Origin of the sequence: Maribacter sp. PR66, assembly GCF_028464205.1 — a bacterium.
Classification (GTDB): Bacteria; Bacteroidota; Bacteroidia; order Flavobacteriales; family Flavobacteriaceae; genus Maribacter; species Maribacter flavus.
Map to the genome: position 1 here is coordinate 236,516 of NZ_JAQPCH010000003.1, position 24,493 is coordinate 261,008.

The window sequence follows — 24,493 nt, forward strand, 5'->3', positions numbered from 1 at the left end:
ATTAATTTTGATGATTGAAAGTGATTTGCTGCTTCACTATTTTCAAAATTATACTACTTTTTTGATTTAGTTTTCGCTTTGGTCTTTTTTTTGGGTGTCTTTTTTTCTATGAGTTCGGCAGCTTGTTCCAAGGACATTTTGGAAACGTCTACCGTTTTGGCCAGCTCCACCTTAATCTTTCCTTTAATAATGTTATGGCGACCCCATCGTGCCTTTTCGATTCGGATACCTTTTTCCGGCCAGTTCTGCACTACCTTTTCCCGTTCCTTTTTCTTTTTGTCCTCTATCAATTCCTCAATATCATCCTGGGAAAGATTATCAAAATCATACTTTTTGTTGACATTGATAAACATTCCGTTCCATTTGATATAAGGGCCAAAGCGGCCAACACCTTTTGTAACTTCCTCACCCTCATAATTGGCAATAGGCGCATCGGCCTTTTGTTTCTCCTTGATGAGTTCAATGGCACGCTCCATTTCAACTTCCATGGCACTTTCATCCTGGGGCAGGGAAATAAAGGTTTTGCCAAAGCGCACATAAGGGCCAAACCTGCCCACGTTCGCCTCTACTTCTTCACCTTCATAAACTCCTAATTTTCTGGGAAGTTTAAAGAGATCCATGGCTTCCTCGTACGTTATGGTATTCAGGGACTGATCTGGCAGAAGACTTGCAAAGAGCGGTTTTTCCTCTTCCTCCACGGTTCCAATTTGCACCATGGGTCCAAACCTTCCTAAACGAACGGACACCTGTCTGCCAGTTTTGGGATCTTTGCCCAAAACGCGTTCGCCGCTCGCCCTATCCGCATTTTCCTCTACATCAAGGACATTGGGATGGAAATCCTTGTAGAAGTTTTTCATCATTTTTTTCCAATCTTCCTCGCCCGTGGCAATTTCATCAAAATCCTCCTCTACCTGTGCCGTAAAGTTGTAGTCCAGGATATTCCCAAAATTGCTTACAAGGAAATCCGTAACGATGGTCCCAATATCCGTGGGTACCATTTTACCCTTATCTGAACCAACATTTTCTGTAAGGTTCTTTTCTTTTATATTATGGGCCTGCAAAATTAGTTGGACATATTTTCTTTCCGTGCCTTCTATGGTTCCCTTTTCAACATAGCCCCTATTTAATATGGTAGAAATCGTTGGTGCATAGGTGGAAGGTCTTCCAATACCCAGTTCCTCCAACTTTTTGACCAAAGAAGCTTCTGTAAATCGATAGGGAGGTCTCGTAAACCGCTCCGTAGCGGTGATATAATTGTTATAAAGGACCTCGTTTACCTTCATGGACGGTAGCATACCGTCCTGCTCCTCGGCCAAATCCTCCTCGTCAACATCCTCAAAATATACCTTTAGGAAACCATCGAATTTAATGACCTCACCATTGGCTGTGAATTCCTCGGAATGTTTATCTGCCTGGATACGAACATTTGTACGTTCCAGCTCGGCATCGCTCATTTGTGACGCGACCGTCCTTTTCCAAATAAGGTCATATAATTTTTCCTGATCTCGTTCCAGGGAAGGAGATTGGTTGGACATATCCGTAGGTCGGATGGCCTCATGCGCTTCTTGGGCTCCTTTGGATTTTCCTGTAAAGTTCCTGACTTTACTGTATTTTTCGCCGTAGTTTTTTATGATGGCATCTTTTGCCGAATTTATAGCTTCGCCTGATAAATTCACACTATCGGTTCTCATATAGGTAATGAGTCCGGCCTCGTACAATCGTTGTGCCACCTGCATGGTTCTTCCCACGGAAAAATAAAGCTTTCGCGAAGCTTCCTGTTGCAAGGTAGAGGTGGTAAAGGGTGACGATGGGGATTTTTTGGCCGGTTTTTTGTCCAATTTGGCAACTGAAAATTCGGCCCTGATATTTTGTTCCAAAAAGGCATTTGCCTCTTCCTTGGAATCAAAGGCCTTGCCCAACTTCGCCTGAAAAACGCTGCCCGATTCCGTTTTGAATTCCGCAGAAACCTTGAACGAGGCTTCCGGTGTAAAGGCCTCGATATCGCGTTCCCGCTCAACAATCAGCCTGACCGCTACGGATTGAACACGACCGGCGGACAAGCCTGGTTTTATCTTCTTCCAAAGCACGGGCGATAGTTCATAGCCCACCAAACGGTCCAAAACCCTTCTGGCCTGTTGGGCATTTACGAGATTGTAATTTATATCCCTGGGGTTTTCAATGGCCCGCTGTATGGCCGCTTTGGTGACCGAGTTAAAAACGATTCTTTTGGTCTTCTTTTTGTCCAGGCCCAATTCTTCGGCCAAATGCCAGGATATGGCCTCTCCCTCCCGATCTTCATCACTCGCCAACCAAATGGTTTCCGCTTTATTGGCCAAATCCTTTAATTTTTTGACCAGGGCTTTTTTCTCCTTCTCAACGATATATTTTGGTGTAAAGTCGTTTTCCACATCTACGCCCAATTCCTTGGAGGGTAAATCGGCAATATGTCCAAAACTGGATTCTACCTTAAAATCCTTTCCTAGGAATTTCTCAATGGTTTTTGCTTTTGCCGGGGACTCGACGATAACTAAATTCTTGGCCATGCATTGATTTTTATGGATACAAATGTATACTAAAATTTATACTTTAAAATTTGAGTCCTTTTATTTCAGGGTAATTTCAAAGAATTTCATGAAATCAAAGAATTGATGATTAGCTATGAATTGGAAAGATTTGTTTTCTTATTTTTAGAAGAATTAATTCAAAAACCGACCTAAAATGAAAAAGAACTACTTCCTAGTTGTATTGTGCTTGCTTTTTTATCTACCCGCAAAGGAAGCATTTGCCCAGCGAAAAAACAACAAAGTAAAGGGCGTGCAGTTTGACCAGTCACTATATCAAGGGATGGAATGGCGTTTGGTGGGACCCTTTCGAGGTGGTAGGGCCGGAACGGTAACCGGTGTTATCAATGACCCAAATCTATATTATATGGGGACCGCGGGTGGTGGTGTCTGGAAAACAACCGACGCTGGTAATTCATGGGAATGTATTTCAGATGGCTTTTTTGGAGGTTCCATAGGGACCGTTGCCGTAGCCGAGTCCGATCCTAACATTATATATGTAGGAGAGGGGGAACAAACGTTGCGGGGGAACGTTTCCTCAGGCCATGGTATGTGGAAAAGTCTGGATGCCGGGGAGACTTGGAAGTTTATTGGATTGGAAGGGTCTGAACACATTGCGCGCATTAGGATACATCCAACAAATCCGGACATTGTCTATGTGGCCGCCCTAGGAAACTTGTGGAAACCAAACGAAACAAGAGGCGTTTACCGCACACTGGACGGTGGCGTGAACTGGGAAAAAATACTTTATATAAGCGACAAGGCAGGTGCCGGCGATCTTATCATGGACCCCAATAACCCAAGAATTTTGTATGCCACAACTTGGGAAATGAAACGAAATGGCTACCGTATGGACAGTGGGGGCCCAGATAGCAAAATGTATAAAAGTATCGATGGAGGGGATTCTTGGACGGACATTTCAACAAATTCCGGTTTACCAGGATTTCCATGGGGCATTGTTGGAATTACGTTATCACCTGTAGATTCAAAAAGGGTTTGGGCCTTAATCGAAGCGAAAGAGGGTGGTCTTTTCCGATCGGACGATGGCGGTAAGACTTGGGACAAGATAAATGAAAACCGTGCCCTAAGACAACGCGCCTGGTATTACACCAGAATATATGCGGACACACAAAATGTGGATAAGCTATATGTAATGAACGTAAGTTACGGGGTATCTACGGATGGAGGAAAAACCTTTACTTTAAAGAACGCGCCCCACGGGGACCATCATGACCTTTGGATAGATCCCAACAACAATTTGAGAATGGCCATTGCCGATGATGGGGGAGCACAAATCTCAAATGATGGCGGAAACAATTGGACTACCTACCACAATCAACCCACCGCCCAATTCTACAGAATAGCGACGGATAGTGTATTTCCCTATCGCATATATGGTGCGCAGCAGGACAATACGGCCATCCGAATAGCCCATAGAACCGCGGGAAGTGCCATTACGGAAAGAGATTGGGAACCTACCGCCGGAGGCGAAAGTGCTCATTTGGCCCCTGATCCAATGAACAATGATATTGTTTACGGTGGAACCTATAAAGGATACATGAACAGATTGGACCATAGCACAGGCCAAGAAAGGTCTACTAACGTATGGCCGGACAATCCTGCCGGATCCGGGGCCGAGGTTATGAAATACCGCTTCAATTGGAACTATCCCGTTACTTTTAGCATGCACGATTCAAACAAACTCTATGCGGGATCCAACTATTTACACATGACTACAGATGGAGGACAGTCCTGGGAGACCATATCTCCGGATTTGACCAGAGGTCTCCCTGAGACCATACAATCAAGTGGTGGCCCAATTACCCAGGACAATACAGGTGCGGAATTCTATTCGAATATTTTTGTGATATCGGAATCGGCATTAGAGGAAGGGGTACTATGGACCGGTAGTGATGATGGACTTATCCATGTAACAAGGGATAATGGTGAGAATTGGGAGAACGTAACCCCTCCTTTGGATATGTCCCCAAAATTGAATATGATCAATTGTATCGATGCAAGTCCCTTTAAAAAAGGAGCGGCCTATGTAGCCGCCTCGTCCTATAAGTTTGGCGACTATACACCTTACCTCTACAAAACGGAGGATTATGGAAAAACATGGGAATTGATCACCAATGGAATACCGGGAGAATATTATACAAGGGCTATACGTTCAGATAAGGTAAAGGAGGGTCTCCTCTATGCCGGAACGGAATGGGGCATGTACATTTCCTTTGATGATGGCAAATCTTGGTCCCCTTTTCAGCTGAATTTGCCCATAACTTCCATACGAGACCTTCATGTGAGGGATAACGACCTCATCGCCGCTACCCATGGTAGAAGCTTTTGGATGATTGACGACCTCACCCCGTTACATCAATTGTCGCAGGAGGTTGCCAACAGTGATTTTTACATGTATAAACCCGATAGCTCCTATAGGATGTATCAATCTGGTGATGGGGACGATAGAAATGTAAAATTGGAAGGGGAAAACCATCCAGATGGTACCATCATAAATTATTACCTTAAAGACCTCAAAGAGACAGATTCCGTACAAATCGATATTCTGGAAACCAATGGAGATATCATACAAAGTTTCTCTAACAAGGCCATTGCCGATAATTTGAATCCTTCGGCCACTAAAACTTTAAAAGTAAAATCCGGTGGCAACCGACTCGTTTGGAACATGAGATATCCCGGTTTTGATGCCTTTAAGGGAATGATTTTTTATTCATCGCCCAACATAGGCCCAAAAGCCGTGCCCGGAAACTATAAGGTAAGGCTAACCTATAATGGACAGGTGCAGGAACGGGACTTTACCATTCTAAAAGATCCAAGACTGGAAATAACGCAAGAAGAACTACAAGATCAGTTCGATTTTCTGATTAGAGTACGGAATCAGGTTAGCCGTGCGAACAATGCCATCATTTCAATCAGAAAGGTAAAAAGCGATTTGGATTATTTGAAGGAGAAAACCAAAGAGGATACCGCAATGCAGGAACTCATCAAAGAATTTGAGTCGGAATTAACGGTAATCGAAAACAACATCCATATGACCAAAAACCAAAGTAGACAGGACCCTTTGAATTATGGAATCCGAATAAACAATCGGCTTGCGTTTTTATTGGCCGATTCCCAAAGAGGTGATCAGCCTCCAACAAAACAGGCCAAAGAATTCTTTGAGGTAGTAACAAAAGAATTGAATGTTGAAATCGAAAACCTGAATAAATTGATGCAGGAATACGTGGAAAACCTAAATAACAAAGTGCAAGAAAGCAAAATCAAAATGATTTCATTGGAGTAAACTAACATAGGGCAAGCTCACGAGGGGATCGTAGGAAACGACCTTTTAATTTCGAGACCTGCCCGACAAGCGTTCATGCAGGCAGGCCTTGGCATATTAAATCATTTGGCGGTGCCAATAACCGGTTACATACTATTTTAATTAAAAAGGGAAGCTCTATGTGCTTCCCTTTTTATTATTATTATTATTATTTGTTGATTACAACTCAAAAGTACTTATCAACTGGATATCATTTTCCAAATATTCATATTGCCGTAACGTACCTCCTCCAATCATCAACAAGGTGTTTTCCAAAGGAATAACATCATAGGCTTCGATATCAGGGAAATGGTTGAGTTGGGTAATGTTGGGAGCATTACTCTTGTCAAAGACCTTAAGCCCATCGCTTCCATCACAAATAAAGAGTTTGTCCCCTTTTATACCCAGTCCATTGGGACCGAACATAGGATAAATCACCTTCAAATCAGGATTTTTTAAATCGGATATATCCACCACGTAAAGACCGCTCTCGGTATTACCACAAAAATCCCCGCCTTTTAAGGTCACATAGGCGAAGTTACCGTCCACTACCACAGGGTCACACGCAGTTCCATGTCTGAATTCAGAAACGAATTCAGGTTTGGCAGGGTCTTTAATATCATAGATGTACATGCCCTGTCTTCCACCTATGAACAAAATTTCACCTTGGTTAAATATCGTCTCTATGTCCCAAGCTACGGATACATCTTCCAAAGCGGTAGGGGTCTCCAAATTTGAGATATCAAAAATATTCAGGTCGCTATAATCCACTACATACAGATAGTCGCCCACAATCTTGAACCGAGCGAGGGAACCACCTTGGCCCACATTACTTTCTGCAGTGTTTACAACGTTATCGAAATTTCTAAATTCACAGTTATCGCATCTGAATTGTTCTTCATATTCAGAAACCGGTCTTCGCTCCATTTTCACTTCCCAACCAACGACCACATACCTGTCGTAATCGATAGTGCCGTAGTCATAAATATCGGCCTGGGGAAACTCCACATTCTGTATCCAAACATCATAGTTCTTGTATATGGCATTTACCATACGGCTGGTCAATTGAATGTTATTGATATCGGAAATATCAAAAATGACGAGATCCCCATAGCTATCGGCAAATAGTTTATCGTCCTTAATGGAAATATCGTTGTTTCCTTCCAATTTAATGAAGGCAATATTTTGTGGGTTGGAAGGGTTCTGATTGTCGATGACGTGAAATCCGCTACCTACATCATTAATAAAAATATAATTCTTGTAGGCATAAATTTTCCCCGATGTCTGTATAGGAATTGGGTCGATAATATCTATGGCTTCGGCCTTAAATGAAATGGCATCTTCCAAAATGGGGCGTGCTACCAAATAGTCCTCATATGGACCATCATCATCACAGGATACGAAAGGTAGCGCAGCCAATAAAAGCAACAGTAGTATACTCTTTTTCATTGCATTAGCAGTTTATTTGTTTCAATTATTAGATACAAAAAGGGCTTTCTAGTTGCGTATTCCATAATAAAAAAATTTGCACCCATTTCTTTCTACATCTAAACGAATGACATTCCATTTATAATAATTCAAACTATAAATTAAAGCTAAATTAAACTGTCATCTTGTCATATTTTTGAATATAATGCTATCTTTGCCCACCCAATATTTAATGGTATTTGGAGGCATTATGGAGAAAATAATTGACGAAAGCGTGCAAGGTTCCGCGCTAAGGACCCAAGCTAACATCAAAAACAAAAGGAATTTATACATAGAGAGTTATGGCTGTCAGATGAATTTTTCAGACAGTGAAATCGTAGCCTCCATTCTGGCCCAGGAAGGGTTCAACACCACACAAAATTTGGAGGATGCGGATTTGGTGTTGGTGAACACTTGTTCCATACGCGAAAAAGCTGAACTGACCGTTCGCAAAAGACTTGAAAAGTTCAACGCCATCAAAAAGGACCGGCCGCATTTAAAGGTGGGTGTCTTGGGATGCATGGCGGAACGATTGAAGCATCAGTTTTTGGAAGAGGAAAAAATTGTGGATATGGTGGTTGGTCCGGATGCATACAAGGACTTGCCAAACCTCATTCAAGAAATTGATGAAGGTAGGAATGCCGTAAATGTAATACTCTCCAAGGACGAGACCTATGGGGATGTCGCGCCTGTGCGCTTGAACTCCAACGGAGTTACCGCCTTTGTTTCCATTACCAGGGGGTGCGACAATATGTGTACCTTTTGTGTGGTTCCCTTTACACGTGGAAGGGAACGAAGTAGAGATCCACAATCCATTATTGAAGAAATCAACGATCTATGGGACAAGGGGTTCAAGGAAGTGACCCTATTGGGACAAAATGTGGACAGTTATCTCTGGTACGGTGGAGGCTTGAAAAAAGACTTTAAAAAAGCCACAGAAATGGAGCAGGCTATGGCGGTGAACTTTTCCCAGTTATTGGAAAAAGTGGCGTTGGCACAGCCAAAAATGAGAATCAGGTTTTCCACTTCCAATCCGCAGGATATGACCTTGGACGTCATCCATACCATGGCGAAATACGAAAATATTTGTAATTACATCCATCTTCCGGTGCAAAGCGGAAGCAATCGGATTTTAAAGGCGATGAACCGCCTGCATACCCGGGAAGAGTATTTTGAACTTATTGATAACATTAGGAACATAATTCCCGATTGTGGGATTTCACAGGACATGATCGCGGGATTCCCCACGGAAAACGAGGAAGACCACCAAAATACCCTAACTCTGATGGAATATGTGAAATATGACTACGGATTCATGTTCGCCTATTCTGAAAGACCGGGAACCTTGGCAGAACGTAAGCTAAGGGACGATGTACCCGAAGAGACAAAAAAACGTAGGCTAACGGAAATCATCGAATTGCAAAGACAGCATTCCTTGGAACGGATAAAGGCCAATCTAGGGAAGACAAAAGAGGTGTTGGTCGAAGGCACTTCCAAGAAATCCGATGCGCATTGGATGGGAAGAACCTCGCAAAACACCGTGGCCGTTTTTCCCAAGGAACATTATAAGGTTGGGGATTATGTAATGGTAGAAATGCAGGATTGCACATCGGCTACATTATTGGGCAAAGCCGTTGGATACTCACACAATAATTGAGTTGAAAACGGAATAGCAAAGGTATTCTGGGCAACCTAAGGGAAGATTTATAAAAAATTCAAGTTTTATTCCGACCGAAATATCGGAGTATTTTAATCTCGATTATCGAGTTTATGGAAAGCATACAAAGCATAAAACAACGATTTGAAATCATTGGTCAGGACCCTAAACTGAACCGCGCAATTGAGAAGGCTATTCAGGTAGCGCCTACGGATATATCCGTTTTGGTAACGGGAGAAAGTGGTGTGGGCAAGGAATCCATTCCCAAAATCATTCACTCCCTCTCGCACAGAAAGCACGCCAAGTACATCGCCGTAAACTGCGGGGCCATTCCTGAAGGTACGATCGACAGTGAACTGTTCGGACACGAAAAGGGCGCCTTTACCGGAGCTACCCAAACAAGGAGCGGTTATTTTGAAGTGGCGGACGGAGGTACCATTTTCCTAGATGAAGTTGGTGAACTCCCCTTAACGACACAAGTAAGACTGCTTCGGGTTTTGGAAAATGGCGAATTTTTGAAGGTAGGTTCTTCCCAAGTCCAGAAAACCAACGTTCGTATTGTGGCCGCGACCAATGTGAACATGTTCGAGGCCATAAAAAAGGAAAAATTTAGGGAAGATCTATATTACAGGTTAAGTACGGTGGAAATCAATATTCCTCCCTTGCGGGAACGGCAGGAGGATATCCATCTGTTGTTCCGAAAATTTGCTTCGGATTTTGGACAAAAATACAAGATGCCCACCATCCGTTTGGAGGACAGTGCCGTAGATTTGTTGTTAAAATATAGATGGCCGGGAAACATCCGTCAACTTAGAAACATAGCGGAACAGGTCTCCGTATTGGAAGAAAACCGCTCCATAGATGCTGCAACGCTCCATGGTTACCTGCCACATAATGTGGGCAATAACCTTCCGGCCGTTGTCAGTAATAAAAAGTCCGAAAGCGATTTCAGCAATGAACGTGAAATTTTGTACAAAGTGTTGTTCGACATGAAGGGCGATCTCAACGACCTTAAAAAGTTGACCATGGAACTCTTGAAGAACAATGACAGCCAAAAAGTGCAAAAGGAAAATGAAAACCTCATACGCAAGATCTATGGCGATAAACAAGAGGAGGAAATAGAGGAACAGGAAGTCTCTTCCCTGGAAGTGCTAAGTCTTCCGGAGCCCAAGGTAGACAGGACCTACACTCCTATGCCCCAGGAGGACAAATATCATTTTGCGGAGGAAATTGAGGAAGAGGAAACCTTATCTTTACAGGAAAAGGAAATTGAACTGATCAAAAAGTCCCTGGACAGAAATAGGGGCAAAAGAAAGGCCGCTGCCTCGGAACTGGGAATATCGGAACGCACCTTGTACAGAAAAATAAAGCAATACGATCTTTGATTTGAGAAAGCAAGGAAAAACGACCGAAGAAACGGAAACCTGAAACCTGAAACCTGAAACAAATTAAAACCTTGGACACACTTAAAAAATTAATTTGGCTCCTACTGCCCTTCTTTTTGGCGAGCAGCTGTGGTATTTATAATTTCACGGGGGCAGGACCCATAGACGCGGAAACCTTTCAGGTAAACTATTTTCAGAATTATGCCACGCAAAGTCCAGGTTCCATATTTGAGCCGGGAATGGACCGGGATTTCACCCAGGCCTTACAGAATAGGATATTGGATCAGTCGAGTTTGGATCTGGTGAACAATGGGAATGCCGATTTATTGTACGAAGGTGAGATAACGGAATATCGAATTTCGCCCATGGCGGCCACGGCGCAACAGACCGCGGCCCAAAACCGACTTTCCATAAGGGTGAAAGCAAGATTTTACAACAGGAACAATCCCGATGCGGATTTTGACCAGAGTTTTTCCTTTTTTTATGACTATCCCGCCAACGTACAGTTAGCTGCGGTAAAGGACGAAGCTCACGAAGTCATTTTTGAACGTATCACCCAAGATATTTTTAACGCTTCCTTGGCAGATTGGTAACCATGACAATTACGGATTTTACATATTTCCTTGAGCATCCCAACAAAGTTGTGGACCCGTTGCAGACCAAGCAATTGGAAGATATCATTGCGGAATATCCGTATTTTCAGGCGGCCAGGGCACTGCATTTAAAGGGGTTAAAAAACCTCAACAGTTACAAATACAATAAGAACTTAAAGATTACGGCGGCTTATACTGCGAATAGGGACGTACTTTTTGACTTTATAACCTCTAAGGACTTCCTAAACTATGATGCGCCTACCCCCAAGGAGGCTGCCGAAAATGAAGCGTCTTATGAACTGCCTGTTATATCCAAAAATGAAAAACAACTGATCGAAGAATCAGAAGATAAACCCTTACCACAGGATATCCATGACGCGGAACACATTTTAGACCCCGATATTTTCACCACCAAGGAACCCTCAGAAGAACTAAAAAAAGAGGCCAAGTCCTTGGACATGGGCAAGCCACTTGACTTTGACAAAAAGGAAAAATATTCCTTTACGGAATGGCTTCAATTAGCTTCCAAGAAAAAAATCGACAGGGAAGAAAGAGTAGGAACGTCCAAAGAAAAGGAACAAACAAAAGAAACTACACAGGAAAAGCCCGCCAAAAAAACCGACCCTAAAAAACATAAATTCGCACGCATCGATAAGTTCATTGCGGAGAATCCAAAAATAGTTCCCAAGGAAAATATCAAGACAACCTTCAATCCCAAGGACTCCATCAAAATCGACAAAAATGAATTGATGACGGAGACTTTGGCAAGGGTCTATCTGGAGCAAAAAAAATACAAAAAAGCCATACAGGCCTACAAAATTTTAAGTTTGAAATATCCGGAAAAAAGTGGTTTCTTTGCAGACCGAATAAAATCGGTGCAAAAAATTCAACAAGAAAACAAGTAATTATAATGAGTACATTTTCAATATTCCTGATACTGATTATCATAGTTTGCTTTTTATTGGTATTGGTAATTATGGTACAGAATCCCAAAGGTGGAGGGTTATCGTCTTCTTTTGGTGGTGGTGGAAATCAAGTTGTGGGAGGCGTAAAGAAGACCGGTGACTTTTTGGACAAGAGCACCTGGACGTTGGCCGGCTTGCTGGTGGTATTGATTTTGGCTTCCAACATTGCCCTAAAAGGAAACTTTGGCGATGCTGATTCCAAATTGTTACAGGGCGATGATTTTGAGACTACCGTTCCGGAGACATTGCCGGAGGAAGTTACCCCACCTGCCACAAATGAGCCTGCAGCAAACGACAGCTTGTAATCAAGACTCAAAAAATAGATATAAAATGCCAGCTTTGTGACAAGCTGGCATTTTTGTTTTTACAATGTGTCAGTTTTTAGGTAATGGCATAATTTCTGCCTATACTGTGTGAAACTTAAAAAATCAATTTAAAATTTTAATATTATGGCTAAAATTAATATCAAACCATTGGCTGATAGAGTTCTTATAGAGCCAATGGCAGCTGAAACAAAAACTGCGTCAGGTATATACATTCCGGACACGGCAAAAGAAAAACCACAGAGAGGTAAGGTAGTTGCCGTTGGACCTGGTACCAAGGACGAAAAAGTTACTGTTAAGGTTGGTGATACCGTTCTTTATGGAAAGTATGCCGGTACCGAATTAAAGTTGGAAGGTTCCGATTACTTGATGATGCGCGAAAGTGACATTTTAGCGATCATATAAATGACACCCTCGCCAATGGCCATTGGCCTTTGGCCCAATCAAAGAAAGTTTAATAGAATATTTTAATTAGGTTTGAAGGCAAATGGCCTTTGATCAAAAAGCTAAAAAATTAAAAACATGGCAAAAGACATAAAATTTGATATCGATGCAAGAGACGGACTCAAAAGAGGCGTGGATGCATTGGCGAACGCTGTAAAGGTAACTTTGGGACCAAAAGGAAGGAACGTAATTATCAGTAAATCCTTTGGAGCTCCACAAGTAACAAAAGATGGTGTGACCGTAGCAAAAGAAATTGAATTGGAAAATGCCCTAGAGAACATGGGTGCCCAAATGGTAAAAGAGGTCGCTTCCAAAACAAACGATTTGGCCGGTGATGGGACTACTACCGCTACCGTTCTTGCCCAAGCAATTGTTAAGGAAGGACTTAAAAACGTTGCTGCCGGAGCAAACCCAATGGATTTGAAAAGAGGTATCGACAAAGCCGTGGAAGCTATTGTTGAAAACTTGGCAAAACAGGCCAAAAAAGTGGGAGATTCATCTGAAAAAATCAAGCAAGTTGCATCTATTTCGGCCAATAACGATGATGCTATCGGGGATTTGATAGCACAGGCTTTTGGCAAAGTTGGTAAGGAAGGGGTAATTACTGTTGAGGAAGCCAAAGGAACGGACACCTATGTGGATGTTGTAGAAGGTATGCAGTTTGACAGAGGATACCTGTCCCCATACTTTGTAACCGATTCAGAAAAAATGGTTACGGAATTGGATAACCCTTACATCCTATTGTTCGATAAGAAAATCTCTTCCATGAAGGATTTGCTTCCTGTATTGGAACCAGTTGCCCAGTCTGGTAAACCTCTTTTAATCATTGCCGAGGACGTTGACGGTGAAGCTTTGGCTACCTTGGTAGTGAACAAATTAAGAGGATCTCTAAAAATTGCCGCAGTGAAAGCACCAGGTTTTGGAGACAGAAGAAAAGCAATGTTGGAGGATATCGCCATCCTAACAAAAGGTACCGTTATTTCAGAAGAAAGAGGCTTCTCCTTGGACAATGCAACCATCGATATGCTGGGTACTTGTGAAAAAGTACAGATCGATAAGGACAACACGACTATCGTAAACGGTGGTGGTGTTGCCAAAGATATCAAAGCAAGGGTAAACCAAATTAAATCTCAAATCGAGACCACCACTTCTGATTACGATAAAGAAAAGCTACAGGAGCGTTTGGCAAAATTGGCTGGTGGCGTTGCCGTACTTTACGTAGGTGCAGCCTCTGAGGTTGAGATGAAAGAGAAAAAAGACCGTGTGGACGATGCTTTGCACGCTACAAGGGCTGCCGTTGAAGAAGGTATCGTATCCGGTGGTGGTGTTGCTTTGGTACGAGCGAAATCGGTGCTGGCAAAAGTTAGCACTGAAAACGACGACGAAGCTACTGGTCTTCAAATTGTAGCCAGGGCCATTGAAGCGCCACTAAGGACCATCGTTGAAAACGCTGGTGGTGAAGGATCCGTTGTAGTCGCCAAAATCTTGGAAGGAAAAGGTGATTATGGATACGACGCCAAGTCGGATCAATATGTTGAAATGATGAAAGCAGGTATCATAGATCCCAAAAAAGTAACGAGGGTTGCTTTAGAAAATGCAGCTTCTGTCTCAGGAATGATCTTGACTACGGAATGTGCCTTAACTGACATTAAGGAAGATGCTCCAGCAGGTCCTCCAATGGGCGGCGGCGGTATGCCAGGCATGATGTAATAAGCCCCTAAATCCCAAAAGGGGACTTAGATAACCAAAAAAAGCCGTTCAAAAAGCTAAGTTTTGAACGGCTTCTTTGTTTCTAAGCCATAAAAAAACCACCTTCTTTCTTTACAGAAGGTGGTTTCTTTTTCCAAAGGTAAGGGCCTATCCCATAGGTCCGAACACGACTACTTCTTTCTAGGAGCAGCTTTTGGAGCAGCCTTTTTGCCAGCCTTAGCTGGTGAAGGCTTTGCAGCTGGCTTACCAGCTGATTTTGCTTGTGCCATTGAAATCTAATTTATAGAAATTTACACGAATGTATTTCAGATTGTGATCCATGATATTTTTGTTAAGAAAATATTAACTAAAATTGATTTATCTCACCGGAAAAACACTTTTAAGATGTTGATTTACTGGTATTTATATAACATTTTAATGTTTCAAAAAATTAAGCCAAATCAATTGTATTTCTAATTGTTTAACCCCAATTTTGCCAAAAAAAGTCGAATATGTTTACTTCTTTACAACCCAAGGTCCTATCAATTTTAAAATCCAAGAATGATGTGGATGCAAAACTTCAGGAAGTGTGCGAACTACTAAAAAAAGAAGTAACACATTATGATTGGGTGGGTTTTTATTTTAAGAACGGTGATAAAGAGGAATTAAAGTTGGGGCCCTATGCAGGTGCACCTACGGACCATACTGTCATTCCTTTTGGAAAGGGCATTTGTGGACAGGTGGCAGTAAGCAACCAAAACTTTGTGGTACCCGATGTAAAGGCCCAGGACAATTACATCGCCTGCAGCATCACCGTCAAATCAGAAATCGTTGTACCCTTGTTCGTCAACGGTAAAAATATTGGGCAAATCGATATAGATTCCAATACCTTGGATCCCTTCACCGAAGATGATGAACGGTTTTTGGAATTCGTGAACTGCGAGGTCGCTAAAATTCTTTAAAACTTTCCTTTTTTTGTTGATAAACTCGGCCTCTTTTTACTTCTAAAAAGGGTACTTTTGTTGCCTTAATCAAACCCATAAGTATCCTATAATGAGTCCCTCAAAAAAAGCCTCCTCGGCCTTAATTTCAGTATTCCACAAGGATGGTCTGGAACCCATCGTGAAAAAATTTCAAGAACTTGGTATTACCATATATTCCACGGGAGGAACCGAGAAGTTCATAAAGGATTTGGGAATCGATGTCATACCTGTTGAGGACGTGACGAGCTATCCATCCATATTAGGCGGAAGGGTAAAAACCCTGCACCCCAAGGTTTTTGGTGGGATTCTTAATAGGCAGGACAATGCAAGCGACGTGGCACAGCTGAAGGAATATGAAATTCCCCAATTGGATATCGTAATCGTGGACCTGTATCCCTTTGAAAAAACGGTGGCCAGTGGCGCATCGGAACAAGATATCATTGAAAAAATTGACATTGGAGGTATCTCATTGATAAGAGCGGCTGCCAAGAACTATAAGGACGTAATATGTGTTTCTTCCATGGAGGATTATGCCGAGTTTTTGGAAATTATATCCAAAAACGAAGGGGCGACCACGTTGGAAGATCGCAAGAAATTCGCAGCGAAGTCGTTCAATGTTTCTTCCCATTATGATTCCGCTATTTTCAACTATTTCAACAAGAACCATGATATTGCAGCCCTAAAAGTAAGCGAGACGCAAGGAAAGGTATTGCGGTACGGGGAAAACCCACATCAAAAAGGATTCTTCTTTGGAGATTTTAATGCTATGTTCTCCCAGCTGCATGGCAAGGAACTCTCCTACAATAACCTGCTAGATGTGGATGCGGCGGTAAACTTGATGCTCGAGTTCATGAACGAGGCCCCAACATTCGCTATTCTAAAGCACAACAATGCCTGTGGATTGGCACAAAGGGAGACCTTGCACCAAGCCTATATCGATGCATTGGCCGGAGATCCGGTTTCCGCTTTTGGCGGTGTATTGATCAGCAACCAAAAAATAGACAAGGATACTGCCAAGGAAATCCATGAACTTTTTTGCGAAGTGGTTATTGCGCCAGGCTATGATGCGGATGCTTTGGAAATACTTAAGGGAAAGAAGAACCGAATCATTTTGGTACAGAACGAGGTAGCTATGCCAGAAATGCAAGTGCGCACTTGCTTGAACGGAATTCTACTTCAGGAAAAGGACCATAAAACCGATACAGCATCTGATTTGACAAACGCTACCCACTCAAAACCGAGCGAAAGGGAACTTGAAGACCTTTTGTTCGCCTCCAAAATCTGCAAACACACAAAGTCGAACACGATTGTTTTGGCCAAGAACAAACAGCTATGTGCTAGCGGAACGGGCCAGACCTCTAGGGTGGATGCCCTGAACCAGGCCATTCACAAGGCAAACTCCTTTAATTTCGACTTAAAGGGAGCCGTTATGGCCAGTGACGCTTTCTTCCCGTTTCCAGATTGTGTGGAGATAGCGGACAAGGCCGGTATTACCAGCGTAATACAGCCAGGTGGTTCAATCAAAGACCAACTAAGTATCGATTATTGCAACCAAAATGGAATTTCAATGGTGATGACCGGCACACGTCATTTTAAGCATTAATTTTACTACTTTTGTCGATGTATTGCACCCCCTAATCCATAACCAAACAGTATTATATGGGATTTTTTGACTTCTTGACCGAGGAAATAGCCATCGATTTAGGTACGGCTAACACCTTAATCATCCACATGGACAAGGTCGTGGTAGACAGTCCTTCTATCGTTGGAAGGGACAGAATCAGTGGAAAAATAATTGCCGTTGGTAAAGAGGCCAACATGATGCAAGGAAAGACCCATGAAAACATAAAGACCATTAGGCCATTAAAGGATGGTGTAATTGCGGATTTTGATGCATCTGAAAAGATGATCAATATGTTCATAAAGAACATTCCGGCACTTAAGAAAAAATGGTTCCCACCTGCCCTAAGAATGGTTATCTGTATACCATCGGGCATTACGGAGGTTGAGATGCGGGCCGTAAAGGAGTCTGCGGAAAGGGTGAACGGAAAAGAGGTTTATTTAATACATGAACCTATGGCTGCGGCCATAGGTATCGGCTTGGACATTATGCAGCCAAAGGGCAATATGATCGTGGATATAGGTGGGGGTACCACAGAGATTGCAGTCATTGCTTTGGGTGGTATCGTTTGTGATAAATCCGTAAAGATTGCAGGTGACGTTTTCACCAATGACATTATCTATTATATGCGAACCCAACATAACCTATATGTGGGCGAAAGTACGGCGGAGGCCATAAAAATTGAAATCGGTTCGGCAACGGAAGACCTTCAATCTCCCCCTGAGGAAAAATCCGTACAGGGAAGGGACCTTTTGACCGGGAAACCAAAACAGGTACAAATATCCTATCGGGAAATTGCCAAGGCCTTGGACAAGTCCATTTTAAGGGTGGAGGATGCGGTCATGGAAACCTTATCCCAAACACCACCGGAATTGGCGGCCGACATCTACAATACGGGAATTTACTTGGCCGGTGGCGGGTCTATGTTGCGAGGATTGGATAGAAGACTTTCACAAAAGACCGATTTGCCCGTGTACATCGCAGAAGATCCACTACGGGCAGTAGTTCGCGGAACTGGTATCGCCCTTAAAAACCTGGAAAGATATAAGAGCATATTGATAAAGTAATTACCAATATAGAATCCTTAAGTGAAAATTTAGAAGTGAATGCAACAGATTATAAATTTTCTGATTCGGTATAAGATATTCCTGTTATACCTTTTGTTGCTATTCATTTCCCTAGTTTTTACGTTTCAGTCCCATTCCTATCATCAATCCCGGTTTCTGAACTCTGCCAATTACGTTTCGGGCACCATCTACGCTTTTTTTGATAACACAACCTCATATTTTGGCCTAAGGGAGGAAAACGAGAGGCTTTTACGGGAAAACCAGCGATTGCGTTATCAGCTTTACAACAAAAAACCCGAAGCCATCCAACCTTTGGATTCCTTGGAGCGTAATTATTTGGTAGTACGTGGAAGGGTTATAAAGAACAGCTATGCTGACCAACGTAACTACATTACCATAAACAAAGGCAGGAAGGATAGCGTGGAACAGGATATGGGTGTTATCACTACCAGAGGGATACTTGGTATCGTAGAAAATACATCCAACGGATTTTCTACAGTTCAGAGCATCCTGAACGAAAAATCCAACATCAATGCCAAAATCAAAAATTCCAACCACTTTGGTTCCTTGATATGGGATTCCAAGGACTATAACACGGTGCAGCTTATTGATATTCCAAGATTGGTTCAGCTCACCATTGGAGACACGATTGTAACAGGGGCTATGAGCAGTATTTTCCCCGAAAATATTCCCATTGGGATTATAAAAAAATTCGACTTGGACACCTCCAAGAACTTTTATCGCATAGATGTTTCCCTCTTTAATGACATGACCAATATCAACAATGTCTATATCATAAAAAACCTGAACAGGGAGGAAATTTTGGAACTTCAGGAAGAAACGGAATCAAATGATCAATAGCACTTTCTTTATAAACGTTTTAAGGTTCGTGCTATTGATTTTGGTACAAGTACTTGTATTCAATAGGTTGAACTTCTTTGGTTTTATAAATCCGATGGTCTATGTTTTGTTTCTTTATTGGTACCCTATAAAAAAGAACAGGACTACCTTTATTTTGATTTGCTTTTTACTCGGTCTTTTAATCGATGTTTTCTCGGATACCATGGCCTTGAATGCAGCGGCTACAGTTACCATAGCCTATTTAAGACCTTCAATTATGCGGTTCGTTTTTGGTGTGAATTATGAGTTTCAAAGTTTTAAGTTAAATAGTGCTACCAAGGCACAACAATTCACCTTTTTAGCGTTATTAATTGTGGTTCATCACGTTATATACTTTACGCTGGAGATTTTTAGTTTTGCGAATGTCTTGCTGATCTTCAAAAAAAGTATCACTATTGGGACGGCATCCATTATTTTGTGCTTATTGTTTAGTTCATTGTTCAGTACCAAGAAGGAATGAGAAGAGTCTTACTTTCATCGATTATCGTAATCATAGGAATTACCTTTTTAGGTAGGCTATCCTATTTACAGATATTCAGTTTCTCTCCCGATCAGGTTATTGAAGACCCAAGTATAAAAAGGGTTTACACCTATCCGGAAAGAGGTTATATCTACGATAGGAACGGTAATCTCCTTGTAGGTAACGACCCCGCTTATGATGTCATGGTCATACCCCGTGAAGTACAACCTTTGGATACCCTTGAATTCTGCGAAATGCTGGGTATCGATACCGATACATTCGTAGAAAAGCTGACAAAGGCCAGGGTATATTCCCCAAGGCTGCCCTCCGTACTGGTCCCTCAACTCTCAAAGGAAGACTATGCCAAATTGCAGGAGAAAATGCGTAAGTACAAAGGCTTCTACATACAAAAGCGTTCCTTAAGATATTATGATACGCCCAGTGCGGCAAACGTGTTGGGTTATATCAGTGAGGTAAACGAAGGTGACTTGGCAAAAAACAAATATTACATACAAGGGGAGCTTAGAGGTAGAACCGGGGTTGAAAGGTACTACGAGGAACTATTGAGAGGAAGAAAAGGGGTGCAGTATATTCAAAAAGACAGATTTAACCGTGACATTGGTCCGTACAAAAATGGTTCACTGGATACCCTTCCAGAGCAAGGAAAACAGATAAGCGTTACTTTGGACAAGACCCTACAGGAATATGGTGAACGATTGATGGTAGGCAAACGTGGTGGTATCGTTGCGCTTGAACCTGCAACGGGTGAAATATTAACAATGATTTCGGGGCCTACCTATGATCCGTCCCTACTGGTAGGTAGACAACGTTCCAAAAACTATACGGAACTCTACAACGACACCATTGCGAATCCAACATGGGACAGGTCCATTCACGCGCAACAACCGCCAGGATCCCCCTTCAAGACCTTGAATGCCCTTATTGCCTTACAGGAGGGGGTTTTGGACGAATCAACCACCATTCAATGTTATAATGGTTTTTACGTAGGTAAAAAGAAACGCGGCTGTCACTGCGGTGGTGGGCTTCGTAATTTGAACAGTGGTATTTATCAATCCTGCAATGCCTATTTCGCAGGTACCTTTCGCAAGATTTTTGAAAAGTTCGACACCACGGATGATGCCATGGATGTTTGGGAAAACCATATGAAGAGTTTCGGACTGGGCGATTACCTAGGGTATGATCTGCCATTTGGGCAAAAAGGGAGAATCCCCAGTAAGGAATATTATGACAAGTGGTACGGGGACAATAGATGGAGCTCTTCTTACATCATTTCAAATTCCATTGGTCAAGGTGAAGTCCTGGCGACCCCAGTGCAATTGGCCAACATGACAGCGGCCATTGCAAATCGTGGTTTTTACTATACACCCCATATCCTCAAAAAAATAGAAGGGAAGGATATTAAAGATCCAAAATTCACGGAGCCCAAGTACACCACAATAGATAGGGAACATTTTGAACCCGTAGTGCAAGGTATGGCAGATGTTTACAAAAAGGGGACGGCACGATGGTTACAGGTTCCAGGTATCGAAATCGCGGGAAAAACAGGTACTGCAGAAAATTTCACCAAGATTGACGGAGTACGCACCCAGTTAACGGACCACTCGGTATTCGTGGCATTTGCGCCGGTAAACGACCCCAAAATTGCCATTGCCGTTTACATTGAAAATGGATACTTCGGTTCTAGGTATGCCGGTCATATAGCCTCATTAATGATAGAGAAATACCTGAAAGGCGAAATTACCAGAAAGGACTTGGAGAAGAAGATGTTGGAGAAGACCTTGGAACATGAATATGCCAAACCTTATAGTGGTGAGGAATTTAAAATAAACGAACGTGTTTGGTAAGGTTCTAAGGAGAATAGATTGGCTTACGATTCTTATTTACTTAGCACTGGTCTTTATCGGCTGGATCAACATATACTCCAGCACCTTTAGCGATGAACAAACCTCCCTTCTTGATTTAAGTACGCGATCTGGGAAACAGCTTTTTTTTATAATTGTTAGCTTAGTAACCATTATCGTGGTACTAGCCCTAGAAGCAAACTTTTACGAGCGCTTTGCAAGTCTATTCTATCTTTTGACCATGGTATCCCTCTTGGGATTGTTCGTGTTTGGCAAAACCATTGCGGGAGCCACCTCATGGTACGACCTGGGTTTTTTTAATTTTCAACCTTCGGAATTGGCAAAAGTCTCCACCGCTCTTGCCCTTGCAAAATACCTAAGCGATATCCAGACCGACCTAAGGCGAGTAAAGGACCAATTGTATGCATTATTGATTATACTTATTCCAGCGTTGCTTATCATTCCCCAACCGGATCCAGGAAGTGCCCTCGTATTCTTTTCCCTTGTATTCGTGATTTTTAGGGAAGGACTCCCGCTTTATTATTTGGGCATAGGCTTTACACTGATTTTGATCTTTATAATCACTCTGATGTTCGGGACCATTTGGTTGACCATTGGGCTATCGCTGTTGATCGTTTTGTTTTTTCTTTTAAAACGAAAAACCCTAAAAGTTCCCATTATTCCCATCATAATAGGATCTATTGTGGTTATTCTTTTCTCATTGTCAGTGAATTTTGTTTTCAATAATCTTTTTGAACAGCGGCACAGAGATCGATTTAGCCTATGGTTGCGATTGGAAAAAGACCCAGAAAAATTGGAGGAAATACGAAAGACCATTGGCTATAATACCTATCAGTCCGAAAAGGCCATAGAATCTGGAGGTCTATCAGGAAAAGGTTTTTTGGAAGGAACTCGTACCAAGGGTGATTTTGTTCCGGAACAGGACACGGATTACATTTTCACTACCATTGGGGAAGAATGGGGCTTTGTGGGTACCGCTACGGTAATCATTTTGTTTTCAATCCTCTTTTTACGACTGATTTACTTAGCGGAACGTCAAAAAAATGGGTTCTCCAGAATGTACGGTTATGGTGTGATATCGGTTCTTTTGGTACATTATTTTATCAATATAGGTATGGTGATAGGAATTCTACCTACCATAGGTATTCCCTTACCCTTTTTCAGTTACGGGGGCTCCGGACTTCTTTTCTTTACCCTTTTGTTATTTATATTTTTAAAGTTGGACACCAACAGATTGAAGGAAAATTTTTAAAACTTCCAATCGTGGCTGGCCACGGAACTTTCCAATGTTTCCGCAAGTCCCGTATTCAACTCCTTGAAAAAGTCGATTCCTGTTAAGGATTCAATACTATCCACCGCCACACAAAAGCTTTCCAAGGGCCGTTGCTGTTCTACCCCGGGAATCAAGAACCCAAGAATCTTAAGTCTATCCCTTTCCTTACGAGCTACTATTTTGTAAAATTTCTTAGGAACGTCAACAGCTTCCTCCCCTATTTCTTGTAAACCAGGTTCCAGAACGCCGCCCGTTATAACGATCACTTTTCCGTAGCGTTTCGCCCATTGACGTACTTGCATCTCCAAGCGGTTCCAAACACCGGCATTGAAGTCCTTGTCCTGCGGACTTATATTACTGGTATAAAATGTTTCATTATACGCTTGTTCCGAAAACCTACGGTCCCCGGCGGGACATAAATGCCCCCTATCGTACCCTGAACCTCTGTAATTGCGCCAATCTGCCGACTTGGATTTTACATAGGGATCCTCAATGAAGTAGGGCCTATCCCTATCATCATAGGTCAAATGTTTCTTGTCCAATTCATAGGCCACCCATTCCGCTTGCTCAAAGGGTTCGTTATAGGAGAGCGAGTAATAGGAATGGTGTACGATGTCGCCGGTTGTGGAACTGGGCAAATACTCCAAAGGAAAGGAACTTGCGCCATTTTCATCATTGTTTTTTGAATAGGTATCCGGGGTGTAAAAGTTCTCAAATACCCAAAACCCAACGATGCATATCACTATTAAAATGGAGTAAATAGTGCTATTTTTACGATATCTGGACATCCTTCAAAGGTAACCACAAATTTGTAAGATTTTCAGGTTTAGACCGACCTATAAAACATCTAATAATTACTAAAGAAAGGACACTTATGGCACTTACGTGGAAAGATGTAATTCATTTTTCAGTGAAAGGAAATCCCGTTCCGGATAATCGGGTAGAAAAATCCGAGAACGAATGGAAAGAATTGTTGACACCGGAACAATTCAGGATTACCCGAAAAAAAGGAACGGAAGCCCCACATTCTGGAGCCTTGTGTAGCGTACACGATGCCGGAAAGTACGAATGTATTTGCTGCGGAACGCCCCTATTCGATTCCAGCATCAAATTTGAATCTGGGACGGGATGGCCAAGTTTCACACAGCCCATAAAGGAAAACGCAATCAAGTATAGTAAGGATACTTCTTTTGGCATGACCCGGGTGGAAGTACTATGCAACACTTGCGATGCTCATTTAGGACATGTTTTTCCCGATGGTCCTCCTCCAAGCGGCCTACGATATTGCATCAATTCGGAATCCATGAAAATGACAAAGAAAAACGAAAATGGGTAACATTAAATTGGAAACCATTACCGTAGGGGGAGGTTGTTTTTGGTGTACCGAAGCTATATTTCAAGAAATCAAGGGAGTTCAAACCGTAGTATTAGGATATACGGGAGGAAATGCACCGGGCAAGCCCACCTACAGGGAAATCTGCTCTGGTCTAACCGGTCATGCCGAAGTAGTCCGTGTTACTTTCAATAATTCCATGATTACCCTATACGACATATTGCACATCTTTATGACGACACATGACCCAACCACCCTGAACAGGCAGGGCGCCGATGTGGGAACGCAATACCGATCTGCAATCTATTATACCAATGATAATCAGAAAAAAATTGCGGAGCATGTACTGGCGGATGTTTCTAAACTTTATGAAAACCCCATCGTTACGGAATTGACCCCAATGGCTATTTTTTATGAAGCCGAAGAGTATCATCAAGACTACTATAAAAACAATCCCTCCCAAGCATATTGCCAAGTTGTAATCGACCCAAAATTGGCAAAATTGAGAAAGTTACATGCTAATAAATTAAACTAAAAAGCCCCTATTTAAGGGGGCCTTTTAGTAAA

General features: G+C 42.3%; 20 protein-coding genes. 17 read left to right on the top strand and 3 right to left on the bottom strand.

Annotation, left to right across the window (positions count from 1 at the left end):
• Window positions 1–53: 53 nt before the first annotated feature.
• Window positions 54–2,543: a type I DNA topoisomerase gene (gene topA, locus PP181_RS08560; RefSeq protein ID WP_272636757.1), complete on the bottom strand. Its 2,490-nt coding sequence runs from the start codon at window positions 2,541–2,543 to the stop codon at window positions 54–56.
• Between the two features lie 175 nt (window positions 2,544–2,718).
• Here topA and PP181_RS08565 point away from each other — a divergent pair, with 175 nt between their 5' ends.
• Window positions 2,719–5,865 carry a WD40/YVTN/BNR-like repeat-containing protein gene (locus PP181_RS08565; protein ID WP_272636758.1) on the top strand — a complete coding sequence of 1,049 codons (3,147 nt, stop codon included), beginning with the start codon at window positions 2,719–2,721 and terminating at the stop codon, window positions 5,863–5,865.
• 198 nt (window positions 5,866–6,063) lie between these two features.
• Here the strand turns inward: PP181_RS08565 and PP181_RS08570 are convergent, their stop codons facing one another.
• Entirely contained in the window at window positions 6,064–7,332 is a 1,269-nt protein-coding gene (locus PP181_RS08570; protein WP_272636759.1) for an LVIVD repeat-containing protein, read from the bottom strand.
• Between the two features lie 229 nt (window positions 7,333–7,561).
• Between PP181_RS08570 and miaB the strand changes: the two genes are divergently transcribed.
• From miaB to rodA, 14 genes are all read left to right on the top strand, one after another.
• A complete protein-coding gene (miaB, locus tag PP181_RS08575) occupies window positions 7,562–9,007 on the top strand; it encodes a tRNA (N6-isopentenyl adenosine(37)-C2)-methylthiotransferase MiaB (protein WP_154918134.1) in 1,446 nt (481 codons plus the stop codon).
• Window positions 9,008–9,120: 113 nt separating this feature from the next.
• Entirely contained in the window at window positions 9,121–10,392 is a 1,272-nt protein-coding gene (locus PP181_RS08580) for a sigma-54 interaction domain-containing protein (RefSeq protein ID WP_138257110.1), read from the top strand.
• Between the two features lie 71 nt (window positions 10,393–10,463).
• Window positions 10,464–10,985: an LptE family protein gene (locus PP181_RS08585; RefSeq protein WP_138257109.1), complete on the top strand. Its 522-nt coding sequence runs from the start codon at window positions 10,464–10,466 to the stop codon at window positions 10,983–10,985.
• Window positions 10,986–10,987: 2 nt separating this feature from the next.
• Entirely contained in the window at window positions 10,988–11,890 is a 903-nt protein-coding gene (locus tag PP181_RS08590) for a hypothetical protein (RefSeq protein WP_272636760.1), read from the top strand.
• A gap of 5 nt (window positions 11,891–11,895) precedes the next feature.
• Entirely contained in the window at window positions 11,896–12,255 is a 360-nt protein-coding gene (secG, locus tag PP181_RS08595; protein WP_138257107.1) for a preprotein translocase subunit SecG, read from the top strand.
• Between the two features lie 144 nt (window positions 12,256–12,399).
• Window positions 12,400–12,678, top strand: coding sequence for a co-chaperone GroES (locus PP181_RS08600; protein ID WP_138257106.1), 279 nt, complete (start codon window positions 12,400–12,402; stop codon window positions 12,676–12,678).
• A 117-nt stretch (window positions 12,679–12,795) separates the two neighbouring features.
• A complete protein-coding gene (gene groL, locus PP181_RS08605) occupies window positions 12,796–14,427 on the top strand; it encodes a chaperonin GroEL (protein WP_272636761.1) in 1,632 nt (543 codons plus the stop codon).
• Window positions 14,428–14,918: 491 nt separating this feature from the next.
• Window positions 14,919–15,368, top strand: coding sequence for a GAF domain-containing protein (locus PP181_RS08610; RefSeq protein WP_272636762.1), 450 nt, complete (start codon window positions 14,919–14,921; stop codon window positions 15,366–15,368).
• Window positions 15,369–15,459: 91 nt separating this feature from the next.
• Window positions 15,460–16,992: a bifunctional phosphoribosylaminoimidazolecarboxamide formyltransferase/IMP cyclohydrolase gene (gene purH, locus PP181_RS08615; RefSeq protein ID WP_272636763.1), complete on the top strand. Its 1,533-nt coding sequence runs from the start codon at window positions 15,460–15,462 to the stop codon at window positions 16,990–16,992.
• A gap of 56 nt (window positions 16,993–17,048) precedes the next feature.
• The gene (locus tag PP181_RS08620) at window positions 17,049–18,077 is read left to right on the top strand and encodes a rod shape-determining protein (protein WP_272636764.1); all 1,029 of its coding nucleotides are present in this window, start codon (window positions 17,049–17,051) and stop codon (window positions 18,075–18,077) included.
• Window positions 18,078–18,116: 39 nt separating this feature from the next.
• Complete coding sequence (gene mreC, locus PP181_RS08625) at window positions 18,117–18,938, top strand: rod shape-determining protein MreC (RefSeq protein ID WP_138257101.1); 822 nt, start codon at window positions 18,117–18,119, stop codon at window positions 18,936–18,938.
• Entirely contained in the window at window positions 18,928–19,437 is a 510-nt protein-coding gene (gene mreD / locus PP181_RS08630; protein ID WP_272636765.1) for a rod shape-determining protein MreD, read from the top strand. Before mreC ends, mreD begins: the two co-directional genes overlap by 11 nt.
• Window positions 19,434–21,302: a penicillin-binding protein 2 gene (gene mrdA / locus PP181_RS08635; RefSeq protein ID WP_138257099.1), complete on the top strand. Its 1,869-nt coding sequence runs from the start codon at window positions 19,434–19,436 to the stop codon at window positions 21,300–21,302. Before mreD ends, mrdA begins: the two co-directional genes overlap by 4 nt.
• Window positions 21,292–22,572, top strand: a complete 1,281-nt coding sequence (gene rodA, locus PP181_RS08640) for a rod shape-determining protein RodA (RefSeq protein ID WP_154918122.1) — start codon at window positions 21,292–21,294, stop codon at window positions 22,570–22,572. Before mrdA ends, rodA begins: the two co-directional genes overlap by 11 nt.
• Here the strand turns inward: rodA and PP181_RS08645 are convergent.
• Window positions 22,569–23,381 carry a DNA/RNA non-specific endonuclease gene (locus tag PP181_RS08645; protein ID WP_154918120.1) on the bottom strand — a complete coding sequence of 271 codons (813 nt, stop codon included), beginning with the start codon at window positions 23,379–23,381 and terminating at the stop codon, window positions 22,569–22,571. The genes rodA and PP181_RS08645 overlap by 4 nt on opposite strands.
• An 86-nt stretch (window positions 23,382–23,467) precedes the next feature.
• Between PP181_RS08645 and msrB the strand changes: the two genes are divergently transcribed.
• The gene (gene msrB / locus PP181_RS08650; RefSeq protein ID WP_272636766.1) at window positions 23,468–23,929 is read left to right on the top strand and encodes a peptide-methionine (R)-S-oxide reductase MsrB; all 462 of its coding nucleotides are present in this window, start codon (window positions 23,468–23,470) and stop codon (window positions 23,927–23,929) included.
• Window positions 23,922–24,461 (top strand): peptide-methionine (S)-S-oxide reductase MsrA, encoded by a 540-nt coding sequence (gene msrA / locus PP181_RS08655; protein WP_272636767.1) that lies wholly within the window; start codon window positions 23,922–23,924, stop codon window positions 24,459–24,461. Before msrB ends, msrA begins: the two co-directional genes overlap by 8 nt.
• Window positions 24,462–24,493 lie beyond the last annotated feature (32 nt).